Source organism: Myroides sp. C15-4 (genome assembly GCF_050522745.1).
Classification (GTDB): domain Bacteria; phylum Bacteroidota; class Bacteroidia; order Flavobacteriales; family Flavobacteriaceae; genus Flavobacterium.
The window spans coordinates 1-23224 of sequence record NZ_JBMVQX010000045.1; the positions used below are offsets into that span (position 1 = coordinate 1).

The following is a 23224-nucleotide window of genomic DNA, read 5'->3' on the forward strand; positions in this document are numbered from 1 at the left end:
TTTTGTATTATTGTATAACTTTTTAAAGTGGCACCATTTGACCGAAATAGGTGGCACGGTCTGACCGAAATACCCAATTACAAAGAAATTCTCGTTGATGTTGTAAAGTATAAAGCGAAACACAAGTTTTTACAAGAACTTTCCAAGTTCAAATTTAATTCCGAAACCGAATATACCAAGGAGGACTACGAGTATAAAATTTTGGTTTTAGCTTGTAGTGAACTAAAAGAAAACGATTATCAAAACTTCAAAGACAAAGTTGTCATTGAAACAGAAATCCAAGATCTAAAACTTTCGGAAATTCCACCATTCACGGACAAAATAAAAATTGATGAATACGAAATAAGCCTTGCTAAAATTCTACCTGACAATTACGAAAATAGCGACCATTTAAGCGGATTGATAACTCAGTTTATAGGTCTTGGTTTAGATAAAGAACGAATTGGACATTTATTTGGAATAAGTGACGAACCTGAACTAGGTGACATTTTTCAAATGTTTTCCGAACAGATTGATATATTAGAAAATACTGAACAGTTACAGTTTGTAATTCTTTATAACAGATTTATTAAAGATATTGATTTAAAAAGATTTAAAGTATTAACAAAAGGTGGTGGTGAATATGATCTAACCTATAATTTTTACATTAAACAATTTAATTTTCTTATTGATGATGCATCACTTGATGATAGATATAAAGAAGTTGAAAAGATTTTTGGCAAACTTCCTTATAAAATTAGTGATGATAATGAATTGTTGAAAACACCTTATTTCAATGAAAATAACTTTGTTTGTCCTGACTTAATTCAAGAGAATTTAACTGATGAACAAAAGTTAAGTTTGATAGATTTTTTATTTAATCAATGGGATAAAAAAAACAAAAAGACTGTAATCAAAAATATTGATTGGAGTAAAATTGGAGATATAGAAACTGAAAACATTTTAGGATTTAATCCTACAACTTCAGTATATCCAAGTAAATATTGTATCGAAAGTGAAGCATTGCCCAATTATCTAATAAAATGGATTAAGAGAGATGAAGGTAAAATTAAATTTCTAACAGACTTAGGCGTTTGGACAAAAGACTCTGTTGTTGTTGAATTACGACAATTCTTAAATAACAAAAATAAAAAATTTCAAAACAATCGTTTAACACTGGAAAATCGCTTTAATGATTATGAAACAGTGCTATTCAATACTTTTGAATGGGTGAAAGAAAAAGAAATCATACTCAAATCAGAAGAACAATTTAAAACATTTAAGAAGGTAGTCGAAGTAATTAATAATAATAGAATTAGTGGAGATTTAATTATTCAAGAGGAATACAATTTAGAACTATTAAAAGAGAATTCGACAGAATGGAAAGCAATAGAGAACTATACAATTTATCTGTACGATAAAGAAATGCCAAAAACTATTGGACTTAATGAAATAAACAACTATGTGTTTTATCATTATAATGGAGGTAATTATACTATCAACGAAAGCGAAATTTACCTAAACAGTAAAGAAGACAAAAAGAAGACACTTCAAAAAATTGCTTCTGATGATGAAAATGATTTCACTTTTGAAAATTTATGGGCATTGTATGGCGAAAGTTCAAACAGAGAGCAAGAACTTGAAAGAGAAATTGTAAGATTGAAACAACAAGTTTCAAAAGCTGATAATGCAACATTAGGAGCAGAATTTAGTTCCGATATTGCAAAAAACGACCAAAAAGAAGCTAGCAGAGAGGCAAAAGAACTTGTAAAAAAACGATTGGAAAATGAAGACTTTGAATTCACGAAAGGCATCAATAATTATTCAACGATTGATGGTGTTATGAAAGAAGGTATTGAATTTCCTCTTGTAGTAAAAAGTTATAAATTCAAAGACGAACCTCTAAAAATTGGTGCAAACGAATGGAGACAACTGATGAAACCTAATTCTATGTTTTGGGTCAATTTTGGTGATGGAAAATTGCAGTGCTTAAAATTGTCTGAACTTTTAAGAAATCAAGACAAATTAACAATCAGTTTCAGTACTGAAAATCTTGATTTTGAAAACAGATTAGAAAACTTTGCCGATATATTGCATTATTTTAAAAATGTACATTTCGACTTTAACAGTATCAGACCTGACAATTATAGCACTGCCGAAAATCTTAACAATTATAGGTTTAACGAAAGGAGAACCGAAGAAGATTTGAGTAGTGATGATGAAAGTTTATTATAGAAATGAGATATACAAGGCGAGAACATAGCAATTTCCTTGAAGAAGAACTTCAAGCACAAACAAAGGCGTTTAATCAAAAACTAAACTCTTCGGCTACTTTTTTGCTTCAAGAAAGAGAAGAGCTTTTTGTTGCTCAATTCTTGACATTCAAAGACGGAGAAATGATTTTAAAATTCTCAACTAAACGCGGTTTGCTACGCAAAGGAGAATACTTGTATTGCTTTACAGTTCCCAAGGAACTGAGAGATTATAGAAATTGGGGAGATAAAACCTATGGTGATCTAATAAAAGAAAAAGGAAATTTTACTGAAACAGTTTGTGTATGGCAATCTCCTGCAAAAGACAAAGACGGAAACATTGATACGATTTTTTGTTTAGCGGGTTTTCGGAGTGTAGATTTAGATTTTGCGATAAATATTTTAGAAGCAGAAAAAATGATTTTGCTTTTGGGGCCGAATAAACCTCCTTTTGAGTACATTACCAATCTTCAAAAAATAGTACAAACCAATAATTCTAAAATTGTAAATCAGATTTTAGACCAAGATTTTCAAAACACAGATCAGCAACCGTCTTTACTAGACAATCAAAAGGACATACCAAATTTTATTTTAAATCAATTAACGCTAAATGACCATTTAATTATAATTGGCCCGCCTGGAACAGGAAAAACATATCAAATTGCAGAAATCTGTAAGAGACTTTGTGCACAAGGAAAATCGGTATTAGTAACATCCCTTACAAACAGAGCTTTAATGGAAGTTGCAGAAAAGCCAGCATTAACCGATTTGTTGGAAGCAGGAAAAGTATTTAAAACTAAAATTTCAACAGACGAAGCAAAAGAAATCCCGAAATTACAACAAATTAATGAGTTAATTCCTCAACCAAACAACTTGGTTTTATCTACGTTTTTTATTGCAAGTAGCGAAGCTACGAACATAAAAAACAATCCGCCTTTTGATTTTGTAATCGTAGATGAAGCAAGTCAAGCATTACTTGCAATGTTTGGTGCGTCAAAACTTTTAGGAAAGAAAAATATTTGGATTGGAGATACAAAACAACTTCCGCCTGTTTTAGCACTCAATGAAGATAAAGTTAGCAAAAAGAATTACGATTTTTTGGTGGACGGATTAAATGCACTTTCAGGCACAGCATCAGTTCCAATTTATCAATTAACTGAAACTTATCGTTTACCAAACAGAGGTGCAAATTACACGGGTATATTTTACAACAACAGTCTAAAATCAAAAGTGAAAAACGACATTCGTTTAGCATTCTCTGAATTACCGAACGATGTAAGTATTTTCTTCAACTCACAAGGCGGTTCAACACTTATAAAAACCGATTTGGAAGTTGGAAACAAAAAGCCAAAAAATGCTTTGGAAATAGCTAAGTTGTTGGTTGTACATTTATTGAACACTAATGAAAATCTTCACATTTCTATTTTGAGCAATTACATTGAAACCATAAAAGCATTGCAAAAAAACATTTTTAAAGCCGTTGGTAATCCTACAAATTTGCTAATTGAAACTGTTGCAAGAATACAAGGTTTAACAACAGATATAACGATTTTTGTTATTCCAAATTCAGGTTACAATCATTCTTTAGAAAAACGATTATTCAACGTGGCTACAAGTCGTGCACAACACCATACAATTATTATTTCTGACACAAATATTACAACTTCATATCCACAGTTAGATGAAGATGTAAAAGCGTATTTGCAAAAACTGGATGAAGAATTTTCGTTTTGCTATACACCAAATAAAATAATTGAAAATAAAATTATAAAGTAAACATAAGTTATAAACGATCACTATTAAACAGTATATTTGGTATTGAATCAAGCGATTCCAATCATAGTTTAAAACTTTCGTAATAAGGTGCTCACAACAATTAAAAAAAATGAACATCCCTATTTATAAAGCATACGGCATAAAAGAGGCTAACCCTCTTTCTCCGCGAAGAAAACCGATAACGAAAGTTATCGGTTTTTTTATTTTCTGAAAGTTGTGGAGAGTTTTACTCTCAGCACAACTTTCAGAAAATAAAAAAAGCACAAGACCGAATGCAATGAGGTATTGGTTTTCTTTGTGTCTATATACCCTTGTTTGGGATATTTAATCCCTCTTTCTATTTGCCCAAAGCCCCCGATCGCGCGGATTTGTAATCCGTGCGCTAAATTGTAAAAGAAAAGGTTGTTGTAAATACCTAATTACTATTTCAGATTGGTATGTAATTATTCAGATTTAAATAATAATCTTGAGGCTGTATTTAAAGGATAGATATAGATACAGATTGCACTCATAGCTTTAGCTAAATTGAACGAAGTTAAACCTGATTGTGTGGACTTGTAGCCTGTGTGTATAAATAAAGGCACGGATTGCAAATCCGCGCCATCGGAGTAGATATAACAATGGAATCTAAGATTCTAAGAGAAAAAATGTACGAATTATCTTCCGAACAAGGTGCATGGTTTTCAGCTTGTTTTGTAGTAACTAATGAAGGAGATTTTAATACTCATTTTGACTATGATGGAAAACCAAAATTTACATATGAACCAAGTAAGAAAAAATAGGTTGATGATGTAAAAAAAATTCCTAGACAAGAATCTTTAATGCCTAATTGGTTGAAAGAGATTAGTAGTGAATAACATTTTTAGTATATTGAATAAACTTAGAAAGAAAGAGGATGTAATTAAATGTTTCGTATATTTTGATTTTAGAAATAAGAAAGTCTAATGCATCACATCCTTATTTGCATAAACATCCTATAAATGAAGTAGATCACGGTGATTTATGGCAAGCTGATAGGGAAGCATATTGGATGCAGGGAGCAGAAGAAGTAAAAGTAAGAATGAATTGTGGTTGAAAATTTAAAAATATGTTGTCAGAAAAAATAAAAGAGTTATTTAGACAAAAAGGATATATTTCTTTAACAGAGGAAGAAAAGCAGGACTATATAAATGCTTTAATTGATTTAGATATTCCCTTAGAAAGTACTTTTGCCGATTTCAATTTAGCAACTTATGGACCTACATTTAGTGGGCGTGGTAATGAATTATACAATGTTTGTTGGTTTAAAATATATTCCGATGATTTGGAATATAGTATAGAATCAGCCCATAAAGTTCTAAAATTACCCGAAGCGTATATTCCGTTGGATAGCTTTGAAGCAGAGGGAGGATTTTTCTATAATCGTAAAACAGGAGAAGTCTTAGAACTTGAACTTGGTCAAAAACTGATTGACTTTCAAAACGGAAAATTACAACCACAATGGGAAGATTTTAATTCCTTTTTAGAATGGTATTTTGAAATTACATAAAATTAAGCTGCTTCGCTTGAAGCGGTTTTTTTATTTTTTTTTGGTTTTCTTTGTATCTATTTAGCCTTGTTTGGGATATTTAATTCCTTTATTGGAAATGGTAAGTGGTGAGTGGTAAGTGGTAAGTGGTGAGTGGTGAGTGGTGAGTGGTGAGTGGTGAGTGGTGAGTGGTAAGTGGTGAGTGGTAAGTAGTGGTAAGTAGTGGTAAGTGGTTCAACGAAGGAACAGATGTAGCTCCTCATGAAGGAATTATTTTGATAGAGAAGTGGTTAAAAGAACAAGGTAATTAGATTATAAATAATGATGGACAAAAAAGAACAAATCAAAAGAATAGCTAGTGTAATTAGACCTATTCTTGAAAAAAGAAACGATTTTGAAAATATGGATGAATTACTGGATGAAAGAGATCATGAATCATTTTCAGCTAGGTGGTTAAGTGAATTTAATACGGTAGAAAAAATAAAACGACAAGGAGAAAACGTTTTATTAATAGATACACTGAGGGAAGAAATATTTAAAAGCGTATTTAATAAATCAAATAATTCAGATGTAGCATCCTATATTTCTGACGATTTAGCGTTACTCATGGACGCGGTTAATTCTAATTATGAGAGTGCTTGGTTAAGTGCATTATTAAATCTATATAGTGAAGGAGAAATACCTAAAGGAAAAATAGAAGAGAAAAAGACTTCACTTCTATCATTGATAGAAAAATTAAAGGAATAAATGTTTGTGCTGTATAAAGTTGTTCAATTTTTTTAGAATAGATTGAGTATTACGTACAAAATGATTACAGTTTTTATTTTAATAGAAGAATTACTCTTTTGGATCATTTAATTATAACCAAAGAGAGTTACTACTCTTTTTTGTTTTATTAAAATGCTTAAAAAATAGGTTTGAATTTGTCATTAAAATATTGGGTGATTTCAGCGTTATACTGCTGTAGATCTTGTTTTAAGATATTGTCTAAATAAGAGTAAAGCGTAGTTTTTTCTTCTTTAGCTAGTTGGGTTATACGAAGTAATACTTCGTGATACTCAGGTCGAATATAAACAACCTTTTCTGCTCTTGATGAAGGAAATTCATTAAGTAGGAAAAGCTCTTGGTATGTAGTAGTTGCTACTTCTTTCTTTGACTTCTTCTCTTTGACTTTTGTTTCTTCTTTTTGAATTAGAGATTCTTCTTTTTCTTCTACAATCGGTTTAACTTGTGTTACAGACTTAACTTCTATATCACCACTCATGATATTCATTAGATAGTCTTCATCGACTAACCCCGATCGCGCGGATTTGTAATCCGTGCGCTAAATTGTAAAAGAAAAGGTTGTTGTAAATATCTAATTACTATTTCAGATTGGTATGTATTTATTCAGATTTAAATAATAATCTTGAGGCTGTATTTAAAGGATAGATATAGATACAGATTGCACTCATAGCTTTAGCTAAATTGAACGAAGTTAAACCTGATTGTGTGGACTTGTAGCCTGTGTGTATAAATAAAGGCACGGATTGCAAATCCGCGCCATCGAGATTAAAAGAACATAATGCTCTAGAAAATATGCCCAAAAAAGTAAGAGACCGTTTTATAGAATCATCATGTAAGGACTATAATTATGAATATAAATGGGAGTTTCATATTTTTGAAAAATTTGCTAAAATTAAAAGAAAGAAGAGAAATAACGTATAACATCAGCTAGCTAGAAATGCAGTTTTTTGATAGAATAGGGGGTATTCTTTTCTAATTGCTAAAAACTGCTCCTATTCGTATTTTTTATAAGTTTACAAATAGTGGAACAGCTTTGTCTTTGTTTAAGATTGAATTGAACATTCGCTCAATTCAATCTTAAACAAAGCAAGACAAGTCCAATTAACCACAATGCAATGAGACAACAACAAACAGAAGGCATTATCAAGTTTTTAAAGGACAACATTGAACCTTTGGAAGACAATGCTTATGGACTTGGTTACAGAGCATCTGTGTTTTTGACAGACGGAACATTTTTGCCATGCGTTATTTTTCGCAATCCAAAGACGATAGTAAATTTAGCCATTAGCCGATTTAAAGAAGAACAGGCAGGCAAAAGCATTTTTAGTCGTTCATCGGGACTTGGTTACTATGATATCGTGAAAACTTTTGTAACAAATGGAAATTGTATTAACGACTACGACATTGACAGAGTTGAAAAAAGCAAGTTTGCATTTCCACTGACAATTCAAAATCAAATTCGTGGCGAAACGACAATGGGTTGGACAGGTTTTGCAGCTAAAATGAAAGACGGAAAATTCTTTGGCTTCGGGACATCTTTTCATTGGGAATTTTTTCAAATCCCAGAAGGCTATTCCGTTGATGACATTGAAGAAATAATAAATCACAGTTACGTTTTGAAAACAGGTGAATTAAGAAATCATAAAGTTCCGTTCTTTGAATATCCAGACGATTACAAAGACGCAGTAATTCATAGGGAACGACCTTTTTTTGAATGTTATATAGACAACTTATAACTGACAAAAAAAGTAGGAAACAAAAATATACTATGACTAAGATCGGTAACTGTTGTGCAACTCTATTTTTAGTACAACAGAAAAGATTACGTTTTTTAATTAATATTGTCCCTCTGTTAAGGGATAAAGAAGAGATTATTTATAAATGGAATCATTATTGAATAAAAAGCAGTAAAAATTGTTATCTTTAGTTAGAATCAAACGATTCCAATCATAGTTTAAAACTTTCCGAATAAGGTGCTCACTCCAATCCCAAAAAGTGAACCTCCCTATTTATAAAGCATACGGCATAAAAGAGGCTAACCCTCTTTCTCTACAAAGAAAACCGATAATGAAAATTATCGGTTTTTTTATTTTCTGGAAGTAGAGGATTGTTTTACTCTCAGTACAACTTTCATGAAAGAAGATACAGTGTTTAGCGAACTTCTGGTTCAGGCTAAATTCGCAAGTTCAGGCTTTTGTTTTGTGTAAAAGGATAAAAAGCTTCCTGTGCTAAAATAGGAGATAGTAGGTAGATAGTAGGTAGATAGTAAATAGAAACATTGGTAAAAAGGCCTAAAACCCTTGTAAGTAGTAACTATCCCCTTACAAACCCTATACAAGCTCTTTTTTGTATGCGTTAAAATACTGAAAATAAACTAATTGTAGTTTTTTTTAAATTCGGTAAAGAATAGAAAAAAAACCTTTTTTTGACAATTAGTGGAAGAACACGGAAGGGGGGATTGTCTATGTTTTTTTGCTTTTTTAGTTTTGTATGGAGAGCCATAGTAAAGCTAGCTACTAGGTGCGACTCTTAAAAAAATAATAATCATTTAAAAGGCAAAACTATGGGAAAAATGAAAAATGGATTAACAGGTGGTTTTAGCGGTAAAGTAGGAACACTTGTGGGATCAAGCGTAAAGGGGCAAAATATCCTTCGAAATGCACCAAAAAAGAGTAGTAAAAATCCAACGGCTGGCCAGTTGAGTCATCGTCAAAAATTTACGTTAGTGTCTAGTTTTTTACGACCGCTCAACGGCTTAATTAAACGCCATTTTGGATCGGCTCAAAAATTAAAGTCTAAGGTGAATTTAGCTTTAGCGTATCACCTTAAAGAAGCCGTAAATCAAGTAGAAGATGGGTTTGTTGTCAACTTGAGTAAGGTTGTAATAAGCAAGGGGATTTTGCAGACTATCTTTGTGGATACGGTAGCTATTGTGAACAAGGAGCTTACGCTAACTTGGAGTGCAAATTTAGTTTTTGGTTCTGTAAATAAAACAGATGTACTTACTGTGGTCATCTATCAAAAGGCAACGGAATCCATGTTTATTTTGGAGCAGGTAGCAGAACGTGGTGCGGGTGAGTGTAAGGTTCAACTTCCTGCTAGTTTTGAAGATACGGGCTATGGAATTTGGATTTTCTTGACAGATGTTGGCCTGGTAGAATGTAGTACAAGTGTATTTTTAGGAGAATTTTAAATAAAACAAAGCATCGCATCTATTTTTTACTGTGTATTGGATGAAATAGCATGCGATGCTTTTTTTAACGCTATAAAATCATAAACCTACTTGTGTAGTTTTACCAATCGGTATAGGAACAGTTTTTACCGTAGTAAAGTATAGGGTAAATAAGTTGAAAAAGTTACCGCAAAGGCAACAGCACGTTGTGTTTTGAGGCACACGAAATTAGAATCGCGCTTTCAAAACGAAGAAGGTGTTCACCTCAATCGAAGAAAGCGAATCCCTAGGTATAAAACACAGGAAGTAAAAGAGACTACCTTCTTTGTATCTATTTCCTCCTGTAAGGGATCTACAATTCCTTTTTGGTTATGAGTGTTATGTTAAGGTGTAAAAAATAATCTTTAAAAAGAAAGCTTGTTTTGTATCGATTCCCCATGAAAAAAAGCATTAGTTCTTGGCGTGTAGATCTATTTTATCATTCCTCCAGTGTAAAACAGAAAAAACCATTGCTCCAGCAAAGTAAAGCAAGCAATCGATCCAATCTCCGGTATATCTGGGATTGTGTTTTGGGAGGTACCATTCAAAGTAAAAGCAATAGAACAACGTGATGACCAAAAGAAGAGGAAGGGGGAGTTGAAGCTGCGGATTGCGTTTTATTTTTCGTGCAAGGAATAAGCAAATCCCCAGTACGAGAGGCAGGGTGAGAAAATCGTTAACATAGTTATTGATCCAAGCGGGTAGGACATAACCCATTTGTTGAAGCAAGTAAATGGTTGTGGCCATACCTAAGGCAAGATAGAACAGTATTTTTCTCATAGACTTCGGTCAATCCTAGTTAAACGGTTGATTGACTAGATTAAGCAGCAATCATCCCAATAAGATAGGCAATTCCTGCTGCAATTCCCGCAATAATAAGCCAAATAGCATTGGCAATCATCATTAGTAAACGTACCAGTGGATTGGGGTGATTACGCAGTTTACGAACAATTTTTTCCGCCTTTGTTGGCGCTGTATTCAGCTCTTTCTGAATGCGTTCTTCCTGTACGCGTTGTTGTTCCAATTGACGTTTTAGCACCACATTAATAATCTCACCACAGTTGGTGCAATAATCTGTATTTAAATTCTCTGTTTTACAAGCACTACAAATGATATAATGTTTACTCATGATGGATGTACAAATGGCTGTTGGTGTTTTGTTGATGCAAAATGGGTTCAAATAATGCGCAGAAAAAAGAACTATTTGGATCTATAATGGGTCTAAAATACGCCTTTTTTACGATACTGCCTTATTTGTGTACCAAGAGGCTGCAACGGCAGTTGATTTTAATCCTACCCAACCAAGCAAAGAATAGACAGTAAATCGCTTCATGGGCTATGGGCGCTGCGCATATACTAGTACAAGCAATTGTTACCCAATTCAATAGATCGGATGTACGGCCTAAAAGACAAGCCTGGGAATCATAGTATAGGTGTTATTGCGACATAAGTCACTTGATTTGTGGACAAAATAGGAATATACCGCGATTTACACCTGTTGTATGGGGTTTTTATTGATTAAAAATTAACAAAATAAAAATGATTTGTATTTATTTAGACTAATTCTATTGTTTTAATCCCGTCATTCTAACGGTTGAGTGGAATATTGTACAAATGAAAGGAGTTTGTTTTTAATTAGATTTAATATAAATAGTTTTGTATCATAATTAAAAACACCATTTATATGAATCATTTATACCCAAGTTTTAAGCCTGATCTAAGGCCTTTGTATCCCATTTTAGAGGGAAAGAATGAGCAAGTTGCTCTTTTTTTTGTTTGGTTTTTACGCTTCAACCCAAATGAAGCGGTTACCGTTAATTTATTTTAATAAAAATATATGTGTAGTAATAACATGAGAAGTATTTTTTACTTACTAAGTCTATTTTTCGTTGGAGTTTTGTCTGGGCATGCACAAGATTTCCGAGTGGTAGCAGATCAGTCTTTTGAGGGTGCGTACTATGGAGATTGTGCGGTAATAGATATCAATGGAGATGTATACCCTGATTTAATTTATTCTGGGATTATAGTGGATCCATCGACTGGGAGACCTAGTTCAACAATCGGGAATACATCTGTTTTTTTAAATGAGGCAGGTCGTTTTTCTCTTCTAAATGATGAGATTTCAAAGGTAGTAAACTCTGCCATTGCTGTAGGGGATTTGAATGGAGATGGATTAATGGATTTTGCTATTACCGGTATACGCCAGGAACCTGGAATTCCTGCGAATACCAGAGTATTTGAACTATACTATAATTTAGGAAATAATACCTTTAGAAAACGCGAGGATACGGGAATTGACCCTACGATTTATGGTTCTATTCAGATTGCAGATTTTAATGGTGATGGTCGACAAGATATCTTTGTCAATGGACAAGGATTGCAGGGAGGAATTTCGAAAGTCTACTTTCAACAAGAAGATGGGAGCTTTGTACTATCGGAGTCTACTTTTTTAGGTTCCTTTTTTAGTGGATCAGCTGTTTTTGACGCAGATGGGGATGGGAATTTAGATATTTTAGTAGCAGGATTTATCCCTGGCGGTTCAGCAACACGTCTTTATCTGAATAAAGGTAACGGTGTTTTTGTAGAACAAGAAACAGCTATTATAGACGTACATTTTCCTTCAATTAGTGTAGCTGATTTTGAAGGGGATGGTGATTTAGATCTCTTGATTTCAGGAGTGAATTTAGCAACTAATGAACGAGTATTAAAGTTGTACTTGAATGATGGACAGGGGAATTTTACCCCGTCTACTTTTGAATTTGGCGGAATGTCGACGGGTGCCTGCGCCTTAGTTGATTATAATAACGATGGATTCTTAGATGTTTTTGCTATAGGAGCTAATGAGCATAATGAGGTCGTTGCCTTGTTTTATGACAATCAGAACAATGAATCTTTTGTTTTAAATGAGGTAAATTCTGACGCGATCCAAGGGCTTAGCATGTCTAAAGCTGTTTGGTTAGATTACGATAACGATGGAGATTTAGACCTTTTTATTACTGGTTTTACAAGTGGTAATGAATCAAAAGCGATCTTGTATGAAAATACATTTGATCCAGATGGATATTGTCCCGTTACAGCTGATTATGGGGTAGAACCTATTACGTTTGTAAAAATGGCAGATTTGGAAAATCGCACTGATGCGCGTATTGGTGGTTCAGCGGGCTATGAGAATTTTACAGCAATGGAAGCCAATGTTCAAGTTGGACAAACCTATACCCTACACGTTCAAGGAAATACTAATATTCCGCCACCAACACAGGAGGCAATGGTTAATGATATCAGAGTATTTATTGATTGGAATCAGGACGGTCAGTTTGATCCTGCAACCGAATATTATGCAGCATCATTGTCTCCTTCAACTGGAGAAGATGACGTTGAGGTAACGTTCCAAATCGCTATTCCAGCTGATGCTGTGATAGGAAAAACGCGTATGCGAATTATCAAAGACATGTGGACAGGATATGAGGAGGGAGAAGATGAAGATGCTTGTAATAATGCATATTATGGACAAGTGGAGGATTATACCTTACATATTACTTCAGAACCAGTTCAACCCGCTTGTAATAATGAAGAGCCAGGACTAACACCAGGAGATACAGGGTGTATTACCATGGTGTATAATGGTGTACAAGTGACTTATACTACAGTTCGTGCAGCTGACGGTACGATTTGGTTGCAACAAAACTTAGGAAGTGAGCAGGTAGCTACCGCTGTAGCCGATTCGACAGCTTATGGTGATTTCTTTCAATGGGGACGTTGGGATGATGGACATCAAAATAAAAATTCTCCTGTAGCTTCATTAGCAGCCAATCCCAATAATCCTTTAGGGGCGAGATTGAGTAATGGAGAATTCTTTGTTGAGTCACCAAGATGGTGGGCAGAGGGTAATACAACAGATACCTGGAATGCCACAAGGGCAGAAGATGTTACGGCAACAGATGGATGTGATCCGTGTAAAGCTTTAGGTGAAGGTTGGAGTTTACCAACAAAAGAGGATTGGATCGCAGTACTTGAGGCTGAGTCTATTGACAATGCTGATACAGCTTTCGAAAGTAACCTGCGTTTAACAGCAGGAGGAGCTAGAGGAACTACTGGATGGTATGGGGAAGGAAGAGGATATTATTGGAGTAAAACGGTATCGCAAGATAATGGTACTTTTTCTAAATATGTTTATATCAGTTCGATGCGAGCGAATCCAGAGGCAGGTGCTTATCGTCATCAAGGAAGTTCTGTTCGCTGTATTTTTGCTACACCTCAAACAAATGAAGGCAGTGTACGCATTAATACGCTAGATAACGTAGCAGCTGAAATTACAAGACACAATGGAACTTTACAGCTAGAAGCAACCGTATTACCTGCTGAATCGAATCAAGAGGTTCGTTGGTCTATAGTAGAAGGAGCCAATTTAGGACGTGTTAATGTCAATGGTTTGGTTTTAGCAATCGGAAATGGAACGGTAAAAGTGAGAGCAACTTCAGTGGAAGATCCAACAAAGTTCGACGAATTGGATGTGGTTATAGCTGCCCCAACTTTAAGTGATTACTGTATTCCAGAAGAGGATAGTTCGACGTATACGTTACCTATTTTTGAATTTACTTTTGATGATACCACACAAACAAGTGGCGATCAGACAAATGCAACACCACCTTATGAGGATTTTACCGCTGTAGTTGTAGAAGCAAAACAAGGAGAAACCTATACGGTAACTGTAAAAGGAAAAACAGATGGACAAGATAATATTTTAGTAAAAGTATATATTGATTACAACCATGATCTTATATTTTCTGAAGAGGAAACCATTGGTATTGGATTCTTAAATAATACAGGAAATGAAAGAGGTGAAGTAACAGGACAGATTGAAATTCCGATGAATACATTGACTGGACCAACGAGAATGCGTGTGGTTAGTATGTATAATAGTCCAGATAGTAAGTGGGTTCCTTTGGATAATATTCCTTGTCCAACTGGGCACTTTTTAGGACAAGTTGAGGATTATACGATCAACATTAAAAGTGAAACTCCTACTGATAGCTATTGTGAGCCAGAAGTAGGAAATGGATCGTATACTGTTCCTATTTATGAGTTTACCTTTGATGGAACAACACAAACAAGTAATGATGCTATCAATCAAGCACCTCCTTATGAAGATTTTACTGCTGTAGTTGTAGAAGCGGAACAAGGAGAAACCTATACGGTATCTGTTAAAGGAAAAACACAAGAACAAGATAATTACCTCGTAAAAGCGTATATTGATTTTAATCATGATTTTCAATTTTCTGAGTCAGAAAGCATTGAGTTAGGTTTCTTGAATAATATAGGTGGAGGAAATGGTGAGCTAACAGCAACGATTACTATTCCTGCTGATGCGTTGGTTGGTCAAACAAGAATGCGTATTGTAAATATGTATCACAATCCTGCCAGTACAATGGCTTTCCTAGAGAATGTACCTTGTCCTTTAGGATATTACTTAGGACAAGTAGAAGATTATACCCTTGATATTAAAAGTGGAGTTCCAGTAACTAGTGTAGAAGTAACAACAGCCAATAATAGTCCAGCTGAAATTACAACAGAAAATGGTACACTTCAACTGCTTGCTCAAGTGTTGCCAACCCAAGTTAATCAACAAGTTGTTTGGTCTATTACGGAAGGAGAAACCCTTGCTCGTATCGATCAAAATGGCGTATTGACCGCCATTGGAAATGGAGAAGTAAAAGTAAGAGCAACTGCTGTTCAAGACGCAACAAAATTTGGAGAAATTACGGTTACAATCAATATTGAAGCCTTGCGTTGTCCGCCAGTAGCCTTAAGTGTTGGTCAGATAGGAGAAGAACAAGCAACCTTGACTATCACGTCAAATGCTACGGCCTTTGAGATAGCGTATGGAATTGCAGGGTTTGATCGTGGAACAGGAACATCAATTATACAGGCTTCTCATTCTCAATTGATCGAGGGCTTAACAGCTGAAACGTCATATGATGTGTATGTGCGTGTTGCTGGATGTGATACATGGGAAAAGATCACGTTTGAAACCATTAAGTTAAAAGAACAACGTATTACTGTAGAAGATGTACGTAAAGTATACGGAGACGCTCCATTCATAACAGGAGAGACAACCAGTCATTTACCGTTGGCTTATACAGTTTCCAATACGGCAGTGGCGGTTATTGAACATGGTTTACTTGTAATTAAAGGAGCAGGAGAAACGGAAGTAATCATCAACCAAGCAGGAAATGAGGAATTCTTAGCAGCAGCTGAAGTTCGTTTTACGCTACAGGTTGAAAAAGCACCTTTAACCGTGCGTGCAACCGATCAAACCAAAGTGTATAATGGCACGGTTTACGAAGAGTGGACGGTAAGCTATGACGGATTTGTATATGGAGAAGAAGCGTCTGTATTAACAGGTGAACTTCATTATGCAGGAACAGCCCTAGAGGCAACAGCAGTTGGAACCTATCCAATTGAAATAAGCGGATATGAATCAGCTAATTATGAGATTCAATATCAGGCTGGTACACTAGAAATTACAAAAGCAAGATTGGATAATCTTGTATTTGACAGTGGATCGTTTTTGTATGATGGAACGCCTAAGTCCATCTATATTACGCAAACCTTACCAGAAGGTGTTACGGTAACTTATGAAGGGAATGAACAAGTTGAAATCGGAAGTCATACCGTAAAAGCAATACTAGCGGGTGGAGTAAATTACGAGAATAGAGAATTAGAAGCAACAATGACGATCCGTCATCAGTTGGCTGGATTGACTTTTGAAGATGCTACTTTTGTTTACGATGGTACAGAACATGCGTTAGCTGTTTCGGGTGAATTGCCAGAAGGCGTAACGGTTACGTATCAAAATAACGGAAAGATTGATGCCGGTAGATATCAAGTAACAGCTACTATTTTAGGTGGAGAACGCTATGGAGACTTAGTGTTAACCGCAAACTTGATTATTAACAAAGCAACATTGGATGGAATTGTTTTTGAAGATGATACCTTTAGTTATGATGGAACACCAAAATACATTTACGTATCGGGATCTATTCCACGTGAAGTAACGGTTGAACATAGCAATAACGGCAAGACGAATGTAGGTCGTTATGAGGTTGAAGCCAAAATTTTAGGAGGAACAAACTATGTTGACAAGCATTTAACAGCGATTCTAACGATCGAAAAAGCAACACAAGTCATTACTTTCGATGAAATTGAAACGCTAATCTTAGCAGAAACAGATGATTTCCAACTTCAGGCGCGTAGTAACTCTACACTCCCATTGAAGTACACCTATGAATATTCAGGGACTAAACCAGCCGCAGAAGTAAGTGAATCGGGATGGGTAACGCTTAAAAAAGTAGGTGAAATAACCATTACAGTAACTCAAGATGGAGATGCAAATCACATAGCTGCTGAACCAGTTCGCCGTGTATTGCGCATTGTAAACAACGATGCCACCATTCATGAGCTGTGGATTGAAAATGAATACTACGAAAAACCACAAAAGGAGATCTATCATTTTGTTGACTGTGAGGATTTACGCACTAGCGTACAGGTTCGAGTGGTTGTAGATGAAGGTGCTCAAGTACAACCGAGCAATGAATTTACAATTGACGTACCTAAACCAGGGCTTTACAAACAAACCGTAACCATTACGTCTCAAAATGGGAAAGTAGTTGAAAGCTATGTCATTGTAGTTGAAAAAGCATTTGCCTTTAAGGATATAGCAGTGAAGAAGTTTAACAATACGCTACTGATTAATAAAAACCCACAAACCAATGGAGGATATCATTTTGTAGGCTTCCAGTGGTTTAAAAATGGAGATTTAGTATCAGACGAACAAGTGTATTCAGTAGGAAACTCAAGTCTACTTGATTACAAAGACGTATACCATGCCCTTGTAACCACCAAAGAAGGCGAAGTTATCCACGTATGTCCTATGGATGAGGTAGAAGGACAAAGCAAAGAGATTCAACTTTATCCAAATCCAGTTGTTTTAGGTCAAAAAGCGACCTTGGTTGTCAAAGGAATCAATATGAATTTAAGAGGGATTCCAGTTAAAATTTACAACCTAGGCGGACAATTGTTGCATACAGTTTCGATGGAAGGAGAAGTAACGGAAATCTTGTTGCCACAAACGCTACCAAGCGGAATGTATGTAGCCGTTTTTGAGTTAAATGGACACAAAGAGTCAATCAAATTTTTAGTAAAGAAGTAAGATGAAAACAATAAAAATAACGGGATTGGCAGTTTGTATGCTTTTGGGATTGAGTACTGCCAAGGTAAGCGGACAAGAAATTGCATTTTCTATTTCAGGCGGTGCCACAGGAATGAAAAAACCAAGTTCAAAATTATCAGATGGACATACTTTTGGATTTTCTGCCTTGTATATGCATCCGCTACAGGAAAACCTAAGTTTAGGAGCTGGAATGGAATTTGGCGCTTATAGTGTAACAAAAAAAATAGGAAACTATACAGGGACCTATTCCTCCATTGATACCCAAGGAGATCCTTTCGAATTTCGCTATAACTTAGCGAAATTCACGGAAGATCTCAAGGGGAATTACTTGGCAATTCCCATCAAATTGCAGTACGAGGGGCCATCGTTAGGTGGAGAAAACTTGCGTTTATACGCTGCTGTGGGAGTTAAGTATCAGCTGTTCTTTAAAGCTACGTCTAAACGATCACTAGAAGCTATTGAAACTAGTGGATACTACCCACAATGGGATGCTGAATTGTTTAATCCCACTTGGGCTGGTTTCGGCAAGTTAGGAGACCGAAAAGAAGAGGATAAATTAAAACTGAACAACGGCTTTTTTGTCCTCGGTGAAGTAGGAGTAAAATATACACTCTCAGACGATCAGTTTTTGTACTTCGGAATTTATGGAGACTGTGATTTAGCTTCTTCTGGCCAAGAAAATAAGGCATTGATGAGCTATGATCAAGGAGAGAAGAGCAATAGCGTCTTGCAAGGAGAAGGTGATACGTATAAATTGCGCATGTTCAATGTCGGAATCAAGGTGACTTACAGCTTTGGGTTGTAGTACTTGATGAGATAGAACGGATGAATAAAAAAAATGCCTGAGTGAAAACTCAGGCATTTTTTATTTCAACTACTTTGCTTTTAAATGGGTAGAAACGCCAATTCTATTCCAGGCATTAATGGTCACCATACACATAATTAATTGGGCCAAATAAGTCGCATCAAATAGTTGTTCGGCTTGTGCATAAAGCGCATCGCTTATTCCACCAGTATGGAGTAAAGTGATGGCTTCCGTCATGTCGAGAATGACTTGTTCCTCTCTGGTAAATAAGGTTGTTTCTCTCCAGGCTGGTAGAACTAGTAATCGCTGAACGGATTCGCCATACTTCAAGGCATCTTTGCAATGAAGGTCCAAGCAATAACCACAGCCATTCAATTGAGAAGCTCTGATCTTGATTAACTCTTTGTGCGTAACACTAAGGGTGGATTCGTTGAGGTATTTTTCTAGTACCAACATGCCTTCGTAGGCCTTGGGATCTACACTGTAGATTGATTTTCTGTTTGACATAATTCCTTTGTTTTTGTTTCAGTCAAAACTACAAGGCAAAACAGAATAAAAACTTCAACTGGTTTAAGAAAACCGTTTCTTTCTAATTTCACTCAGGTATTCGGGGCTAAATCCTAAATAAGACGCCAAGAGGTATTGAGGAATGCGTTGTACAAATGCAGGAAATTGCTGTTCAAAGTGAAAGTACAACTCCTCTCGACTAAACTCATACAAGAATTTTAGTCGATGTTGTGCCGCTCCACAGGCTTTTTGAAAAATGGACCTAAAGTATTTTTCCATAATAGGATGTGCCGCTAAAAGAGCTGAAAAATCGGTGCTAGAGAGGCTAAAAATCGTTGTAGGCTCTACTGCTTGTATGAAGAAACTACTCAATTTTTGTTGCTCAAAGGCCAAATAGTCCGTTAACCACCAATTTTCAATGGCAAAATCTACCGTTTGTTCGATGCCCTTTTCCTTGAGGTAGTAGCTCCTCAAGCAGCCTTGAACAACAAAATACAACCTATCACAAGAAGCGTTTGCTTGTTGTATGTCCTCTTTTTTTGCAAGCGTTCTCAAGGTGAAAAAGGAAACAATAGCCGTGGCTTCAGTAGGATGTAGATTCCCAGTAAATCGCTCGATATGTTGGATTAATATGGCCGTATTCTTCATGGTATTGTTCATTTATTGATCAAGGTGAGCTAAAGATATAACATTTGGTGCGTTTGTTTTTTTAGTAAATCGAACGACTAAGACTACTTAGAGCGCTCAATTAATTTTTTATGTTAAAGTTTAAAAATTAAATTTGATTTATTTACTTTATTATCATCAAATTCCTATTTATTTGGTTGAAAAATATATTATTTTTTGTTTTTTTAGATGATGAAAATTACTTTTTTTAGCATAAATACGTCGTTTAATGGATTTTGCTGTTTTCTGTATTGCAATATTCTTTCATTGAGTAGTTGTAAGGATAAATTATTGTTTTGTGACTTTTTTGGTTGTTTAGGTCTAAAATTATGAAATATGTTGATTGATTTAAGATTAAAGAAAAGAGAATATGGAAACTATTGAATTTAAAGGTGGTCAGACAGTAAAAAAGGAGAATAAAGGCGAACTCGTCTTTTTTATGCTTCAAATGGTATTCGTTGTCCTGTGCCTTCTTCTTTTTCAATCCGTAGTACTTACAGTAAATTCTGCCATTGTTATTGTAGTTATCAATAGTATTTTGATTGTTTTTGTTTCTAAATTACTAAATAAGGCATTGAAAAACGAAATTTATAAATTGATTATAATCGGTTTTAATCTTATTCTTTTTGAAGTACTTTTTGAGGAAAAAAGATGGATTAGCCTGTTTTTATTTAATTTTTATACCCTGATGTATGCGGTGTTTTTCCTGCTTTATTTTAAGCGTTTTAGCTTCTTGAACAATGAAATTCAAGCCTATGTATACTTTGTTAACTGTTTTCTTTTCTTTTATTTTTTACTCGTCAATGTGGAGGTGATTTTTTCTACTTTTTTTGAGGAAGAGTATGCGATCTACATCAGTCATTTTTACGTAGGGATTAAAAGTATCCTGCTTTTTGTCTCTATTTTAACCTTGTTGCAATGGGGCATCAAACAGGTAAAAAATAGGACTAAGCAAAAGGGGACAACGTGAAATAAATAGCCCCTTAGATTTTGTGGATTGATAGCCAAAAAGAAGGGAATTAGATAAAAATAGGGACAGTTCGTTTTTTGCGACGCGCTCATACCGATTTCATTCCTGTTTGATTGTTTGATGTAAATTATAAAAAATACGATTTATCTTTTTGAAATATGCATGTGATTTTTGTTGTTGTTTTAGGTTTTATTGGGTACGCCTTGCTATTTTTTCTTAAAAAAAGAAAAACTATTTTAAGCGTAAATATTTTATATATCAGTAGCTTACTGACTCTTTTTTCCTTATTCGTCTATGGAATATCTCATTATGAAATTGGTCGTGACCTGCCATTAGGTATATTGTTTAGTTGTTTGAATGGACCTTTGCTCTTGTTGTTAACGGTTGAAAAGCAACGATCATTAGGCTATTTTCTAGCTATAGCACTTGCCTTGTTGGTGTTACTTGGTGGATTTTTTTACTGTTACTTTTTTTTCCCTGAACATATAAAGCAGTTTAATGCAATCATTCAACTTGTTAGTATTTTGACTGCTGTGGGATTTGGAAGCTATGGGTATTTAAACTTTATCAATAATAAGGAGCATACAAAATATCAAGAAGCTGCGATTTTGTATTATGTCGTTCTGTTATTTGTATTTGCTTTTTTGTTCAGTAGTGCTTGGCTCAAAGGAGGCGAGCGTTTTATGAATAACAATTCACTTTTTTTATGGTATGGTTTGTGCATACTGCTGTATGCCTATTTTCATGAAGGGATCATTTTTATTAGACAATACCAGCAAAAAAAAACAACGTCAGCAAAAATACTAAAGTGGAAATATTTTCAGGGAACTAATGTCATGATTACTAGAAAGGTAGTGCAGGGGAAAGAAGCAGCTGAAAAAAAGGAAAAAGAAAAAGAAGTGACTCGTTCCGAGGCTTCTTTTTTGGATCCAACCCTCTTAAAACAATTACTTTACACAAAGATTATTGAAACTGGACTTTTTCTGGATCACAATTTGACTTTACATAAAGTAGCAGAACTGACTCTAGTAGATAAAAATAAATTGAACGATTATTTTAAAAAATCCCAATCATCAAGCTTTAAGCAGTACATCAACCGATTGAAAGTAGAGTATGCAATCAACGTAATTCGCGAAAGAGAAAAGAATATTACAGTGGAAGAATTGACAGTCGTTTGTGGGTTTAATACGCGATTGTCTTTTTATCGCGCTTTTGTTTACTTCTATGGATTTGCTCCCTCTGAGCTTTTAACGGATTAAGTTAGGGATAAATAAAGAAGATGCAGGTTGAATAAAAGAGAAGGTAGAGTACCTAAAGGGAAATACCCTGAAAAATAGCGAATCTACTAGGAGAGCGAACGTTTACACCTCTGGTTTGTTTCCTGTTTTATTCGATAGAGAACTAAGATCGTTTTTTGCCATTTGAATGGCTTCTACAATATTGAAGGGAAATACATTCGAGTATTTGTGTTTTTTTGATTGAAGTCTTGCCCAAAAATTGGGCAGGCTTCTTATTTTATAGGCTTTCAGTAAACAACTTTGAAAATGAAAATATTGTATTTGATTATCGTCTAGTATAGTGATATTCTGTACTTTTTTTGTATTCCTATATACGCAAAGTCAATAATCTAAATCGATTACAACGGTCGCTTTGATTGCCTTGTTCAAAACTCTTGAAGGCCTAAAATTGAAATATAGGCCAACTCTTTTTTTGTATTTATGCTTTTATGGAAGACATATGTGAAAAAAAGTGAACAAATAAAATGGACAAGCTGTTTTTTTTTTTAATTGCGCGAACTTGTTTAATTTTTAAAACTATTTTTTAAAAAATGAATATGATATTCTCTTTTTTTAATTGTTAATATGTGTTTAAATAGGTTTTTTGATTTTAGTTCGTATGGTTTGATTCTTTTTTTAACTTTTTTGTCCTATAGATTTGTTGAGTAAATAATTCGCTATACAACAGTTGATTAGCAAAGGAACTCTCATTCTAATCAATAGTAGTTTAGAAAATAACTGTCACAGGATAGAAAATTTAATTAAGAAAAAGTATGAAAAGAAAACTATTATCAATTGCCGCTTTGCTCTTAGCATCAGCTTTGCATGCTCAGGTAGGTATCGGTACAACAACACCCAATAAATCTGCTGAGTTAACTTTATTCTCTAAAGATAAAGGAATACTTATACCTACAATAGCTTTAAAGAGTACTATGGATAAAACAACGATTACCAATGGTAACGTAGAGAGTTTATTAGTCTATGCTAATGTAATGCAGGGCGATATTATACCTGGGTTTTATTATTGGAATAGTATGCGTTGGGTCCGTGTCGCTTCTAATGTGGATATTGCCGATGAGGTGATCAATAATTTTACAACAATTATCAATAACGAACACGTCTTACAGGAAATTGAACAAATTTTTCAAAATCTTGGTGGTGGTAATGTGTATTACGATGGTACAACATTTAGTTATACCGATAGCAATGGCACACAGCAAGTGATTGATCTAGCTAATCTTATTAAAGCGAATGAAAC

15 protein-coding genes and 2 pseudogenes are annotated in these 23224 nt (G+C 34.7%); 12 read left to right on the forward strand and 5 right to left on the reverse strand.

Features of this window, described 5'->3' with window-relative positions; translation table 11 throughout:
- Positions 1-27: 27 nt before the first annotated feature.
- The 4 genes from ACPDHL_RS14915 to ACPDHL_RS14930 all read left to right on the forward strand — a co-directional run bounded on the left by ACPDHL_RS14915 (position 28) and on the right by ACPDHL_RS14930 (position 6261).
- On the forward strand, positions 28-2214 hold the full coding sequence (locus tag ACPDHL_RS14915) for a hypothetical protein (RefSeq protein WP_430533541.1): 2187 nt from the start codon (positions 28-30) through the stop codon (positions 2212-2214).
- A gap of 2 nt (positions 2215-2216) precedes the next feature.
- Positions 2217-4007, forward strand: coding sequence for an AAA domain-containing protein (locus tag ACPDHL_RS14920; RefSeq protein ID WP_430533542.1), 1791 nt, complete (start codon positions 2217-2219; stop codon positions 4005-4007).
- 1087 nt (positions 4008-5094) lie between these two features.
- Positions 5095-5535 (forward strand): hypothetical protein, encoded by a 441-nt coding sequence (locus ACPDHL_RS14925; RefSeq protein ID WP_430533543.1) that lies wholly within the window; start codon positions 5095-5097, stop codon positions 5533-5535.
- Between the two features lie 300 nt (positions 5536-5835).
- A complete protein-coding gene (locus ACPDHL_RS14930) occupies positions 5836-6261 on the forward strand; it encodes a hypothetical protein (protein ID WP_430533544.1) in 426 nt (141 codons plus the stop codon).
- Positions 6262-6418: 157 nt separating this feature from the next.
- Here the strand turns inward: ACPDHL_RS14930 and ACPDHL_RS14935 are convergent.
- A pseudogene (locus ACPDHL_RS14935) lies at positions 6419-6808 on the reverse strand (DUF3408 domain-containing protein); the annotation flags it as partial.
- A gap of 607 nt (positions 6809-7415) precedes the next feature.
- Here ACPDHL_RS14935 and ACPDHL_RS14940 point away from each other — a divergent pair.
- Both ACPDHL_RS14940 and ACPDHL_RS14945 read left to right on the forward strand, forming a co-directional pair.
- Entirely contained in the window at positions 7416-8036 is a 621-nt protein-coding gene (locus tag ACPDHL_RS14940; RefSeq protein ID WP_430533545.1) for a hypothetical protein, read from the forward strand.
- Positions 8037-8863: 827 nt separating this feature from the next.
- Entirely contained in the window at positions 8864-9493 is a 630-nt protein-coding gene (locus ACPDHL_RS14945; RefSeq protein WP_430533546.1) for a DUF6266 family protein, read from the forward strand.
- 429 nt (positions 9494-9922) lie between these two features.
- Here the strand turns inward: ACPDHL_RS14945 and ACPDHL_RS14950 are convergent, their stop codons facing one another.
- Positions 9923-10291 (reverse strand): hypothetical protein, encoded by a 369-nt coding sequence (locus tag ACPDHL_RS14950; RefSeq protein WP_430533547.1) that lies wholly within the window; start codon positions 10289-10291, stop codon positions 9923-9925.
- 40 nt (positions 10292-10331) lie between these two features.
- Positions 10332-10640 carry a hypothetical protein gene (locus tag ACPDHL_RS14955; protein ID WP_430533548.1) on the reverse strand — a complete coding sequence of 103 codons (309 nt, stop codon included), beginning with the start codon at positions 10638-10640 and terminating at the stop codon, positions 10332-10334.
- 555 nt (positions 10641-11195) lie between these two features.
- Between ACPDHL_RS14955 and ACPDHL_RS14960 the strand changes: the two genes are divergently transcribed.
- Genes ACPDHL_RS14960 through ACPDHL_RS14970 form a run of 3 tightly spaced genes read left to right on the forward strand, consistent with a single transcriptional unit; the run spans position 11196 to position 18546 of the window.
- Complete coding sequence (locus tag ACPDHL_RS14960; protein ID WP_430533549.1) at positions 11196-11339, forward strand: hypothetical protein; 144 nt, start codon at positions 11196-11198, stop codon at positions 11337-11339.
- A 24-nt stretch (positions 11340-11363) separates the two neighbouring features.
- Positions 11364-17720, forward strand: a complete 6357-nt coding sequence (locus ACPDHL_RS14965; protein WP_430533550.1) for a GEVED domain-containing protein — start codon at positions 11364-11366, stop codon at positions 17718-17720.
- A 1-nt stretch (position 17721) separates the two neighbouring features.
- Positions 17722-18546 carry a hypothetical protein gene (locus ACPDHL_RS14970; protein ID WP_430533551.1) on the forward strand — a complete coding sequence of 275 codons (825 nt, stop codon included), beginning with the start codon at positions 17722-17724 and terminating at the stop codon, positions 18544-18546.
- Between the two features lie 69 nt (positions 18547-18615).
- On the opposite strand, the gene ACPDHL_RS14975 is transcribed toward ACPDHL_RS14970, so the two are convergent.
- Positions 18616-19053 carry a carboxymuconolactone decarboxylase family protein gene (locus ACPDHL_RS14975; RefSeq protein ID WP_430533552.1) on the reverse strand — a complete coding sequence of 146 codons (438 nt, stop codon included), beginning with the start codon at positions 19051-19053 and terminating at the stop codon, positions 18616-18618.
- A 63-nt stretch (positions 19054-19116) separates the two neighbouring features.
- Positions 19117-19701 (reverse strand): Crp/Fnr family transcriptional regulator, encoded by a 585-nt coding sequence (locus ACPDHL_RS14980; RefSeq protein WP_430533553.1) that lies wholly within the window; start codon positions 19699-19701, stop codon positions 19117-19119.
- A gap of 388 nt (positions 19702-20089) precedes the next feature.
- Between ACPDHL_RS14980 and ACPDHL_RS14985 the strand changes: the two genes are divergently transcribed.
- The 3 genes and pseudogenes from ACPDHL_RS14985 to ACPDHL_RS14995 all read left to right on the forward strand — a co-directional run.
- Positions 20090-20689 (forward strand): hypothetical protein, encoded by a 600-nt coding sequence (locus tag ACPDHL_RS14985; RefSeq protein ID WP_430533554.1) that lies wholly within the window; start codon positions 20090-20092, stop codon positions 20687-20689.
- 158 nt (positions 20690-20847) lie between these two features.
- Positions 20848-21948 carry a helix-turn-helix domain-containing protein gene (locus tag ACPDHL_RS14990; RefSeq protein ID WP_430533555.1) on the forward strand — a complete coding sequence of 367 codons (1101 nt, stop codon included), beginning with the start codon at positions 20848-20850 and terminating at the stop codon, positions 21946-21948.
- A gap of 791 nt (positions 21949-22739) precedes the next feature.
- Positions 22740-23224, forward strand: a pseudogene (locus ACPDHL_RS14995) (hypothetical protein); the annotation flags it as partial.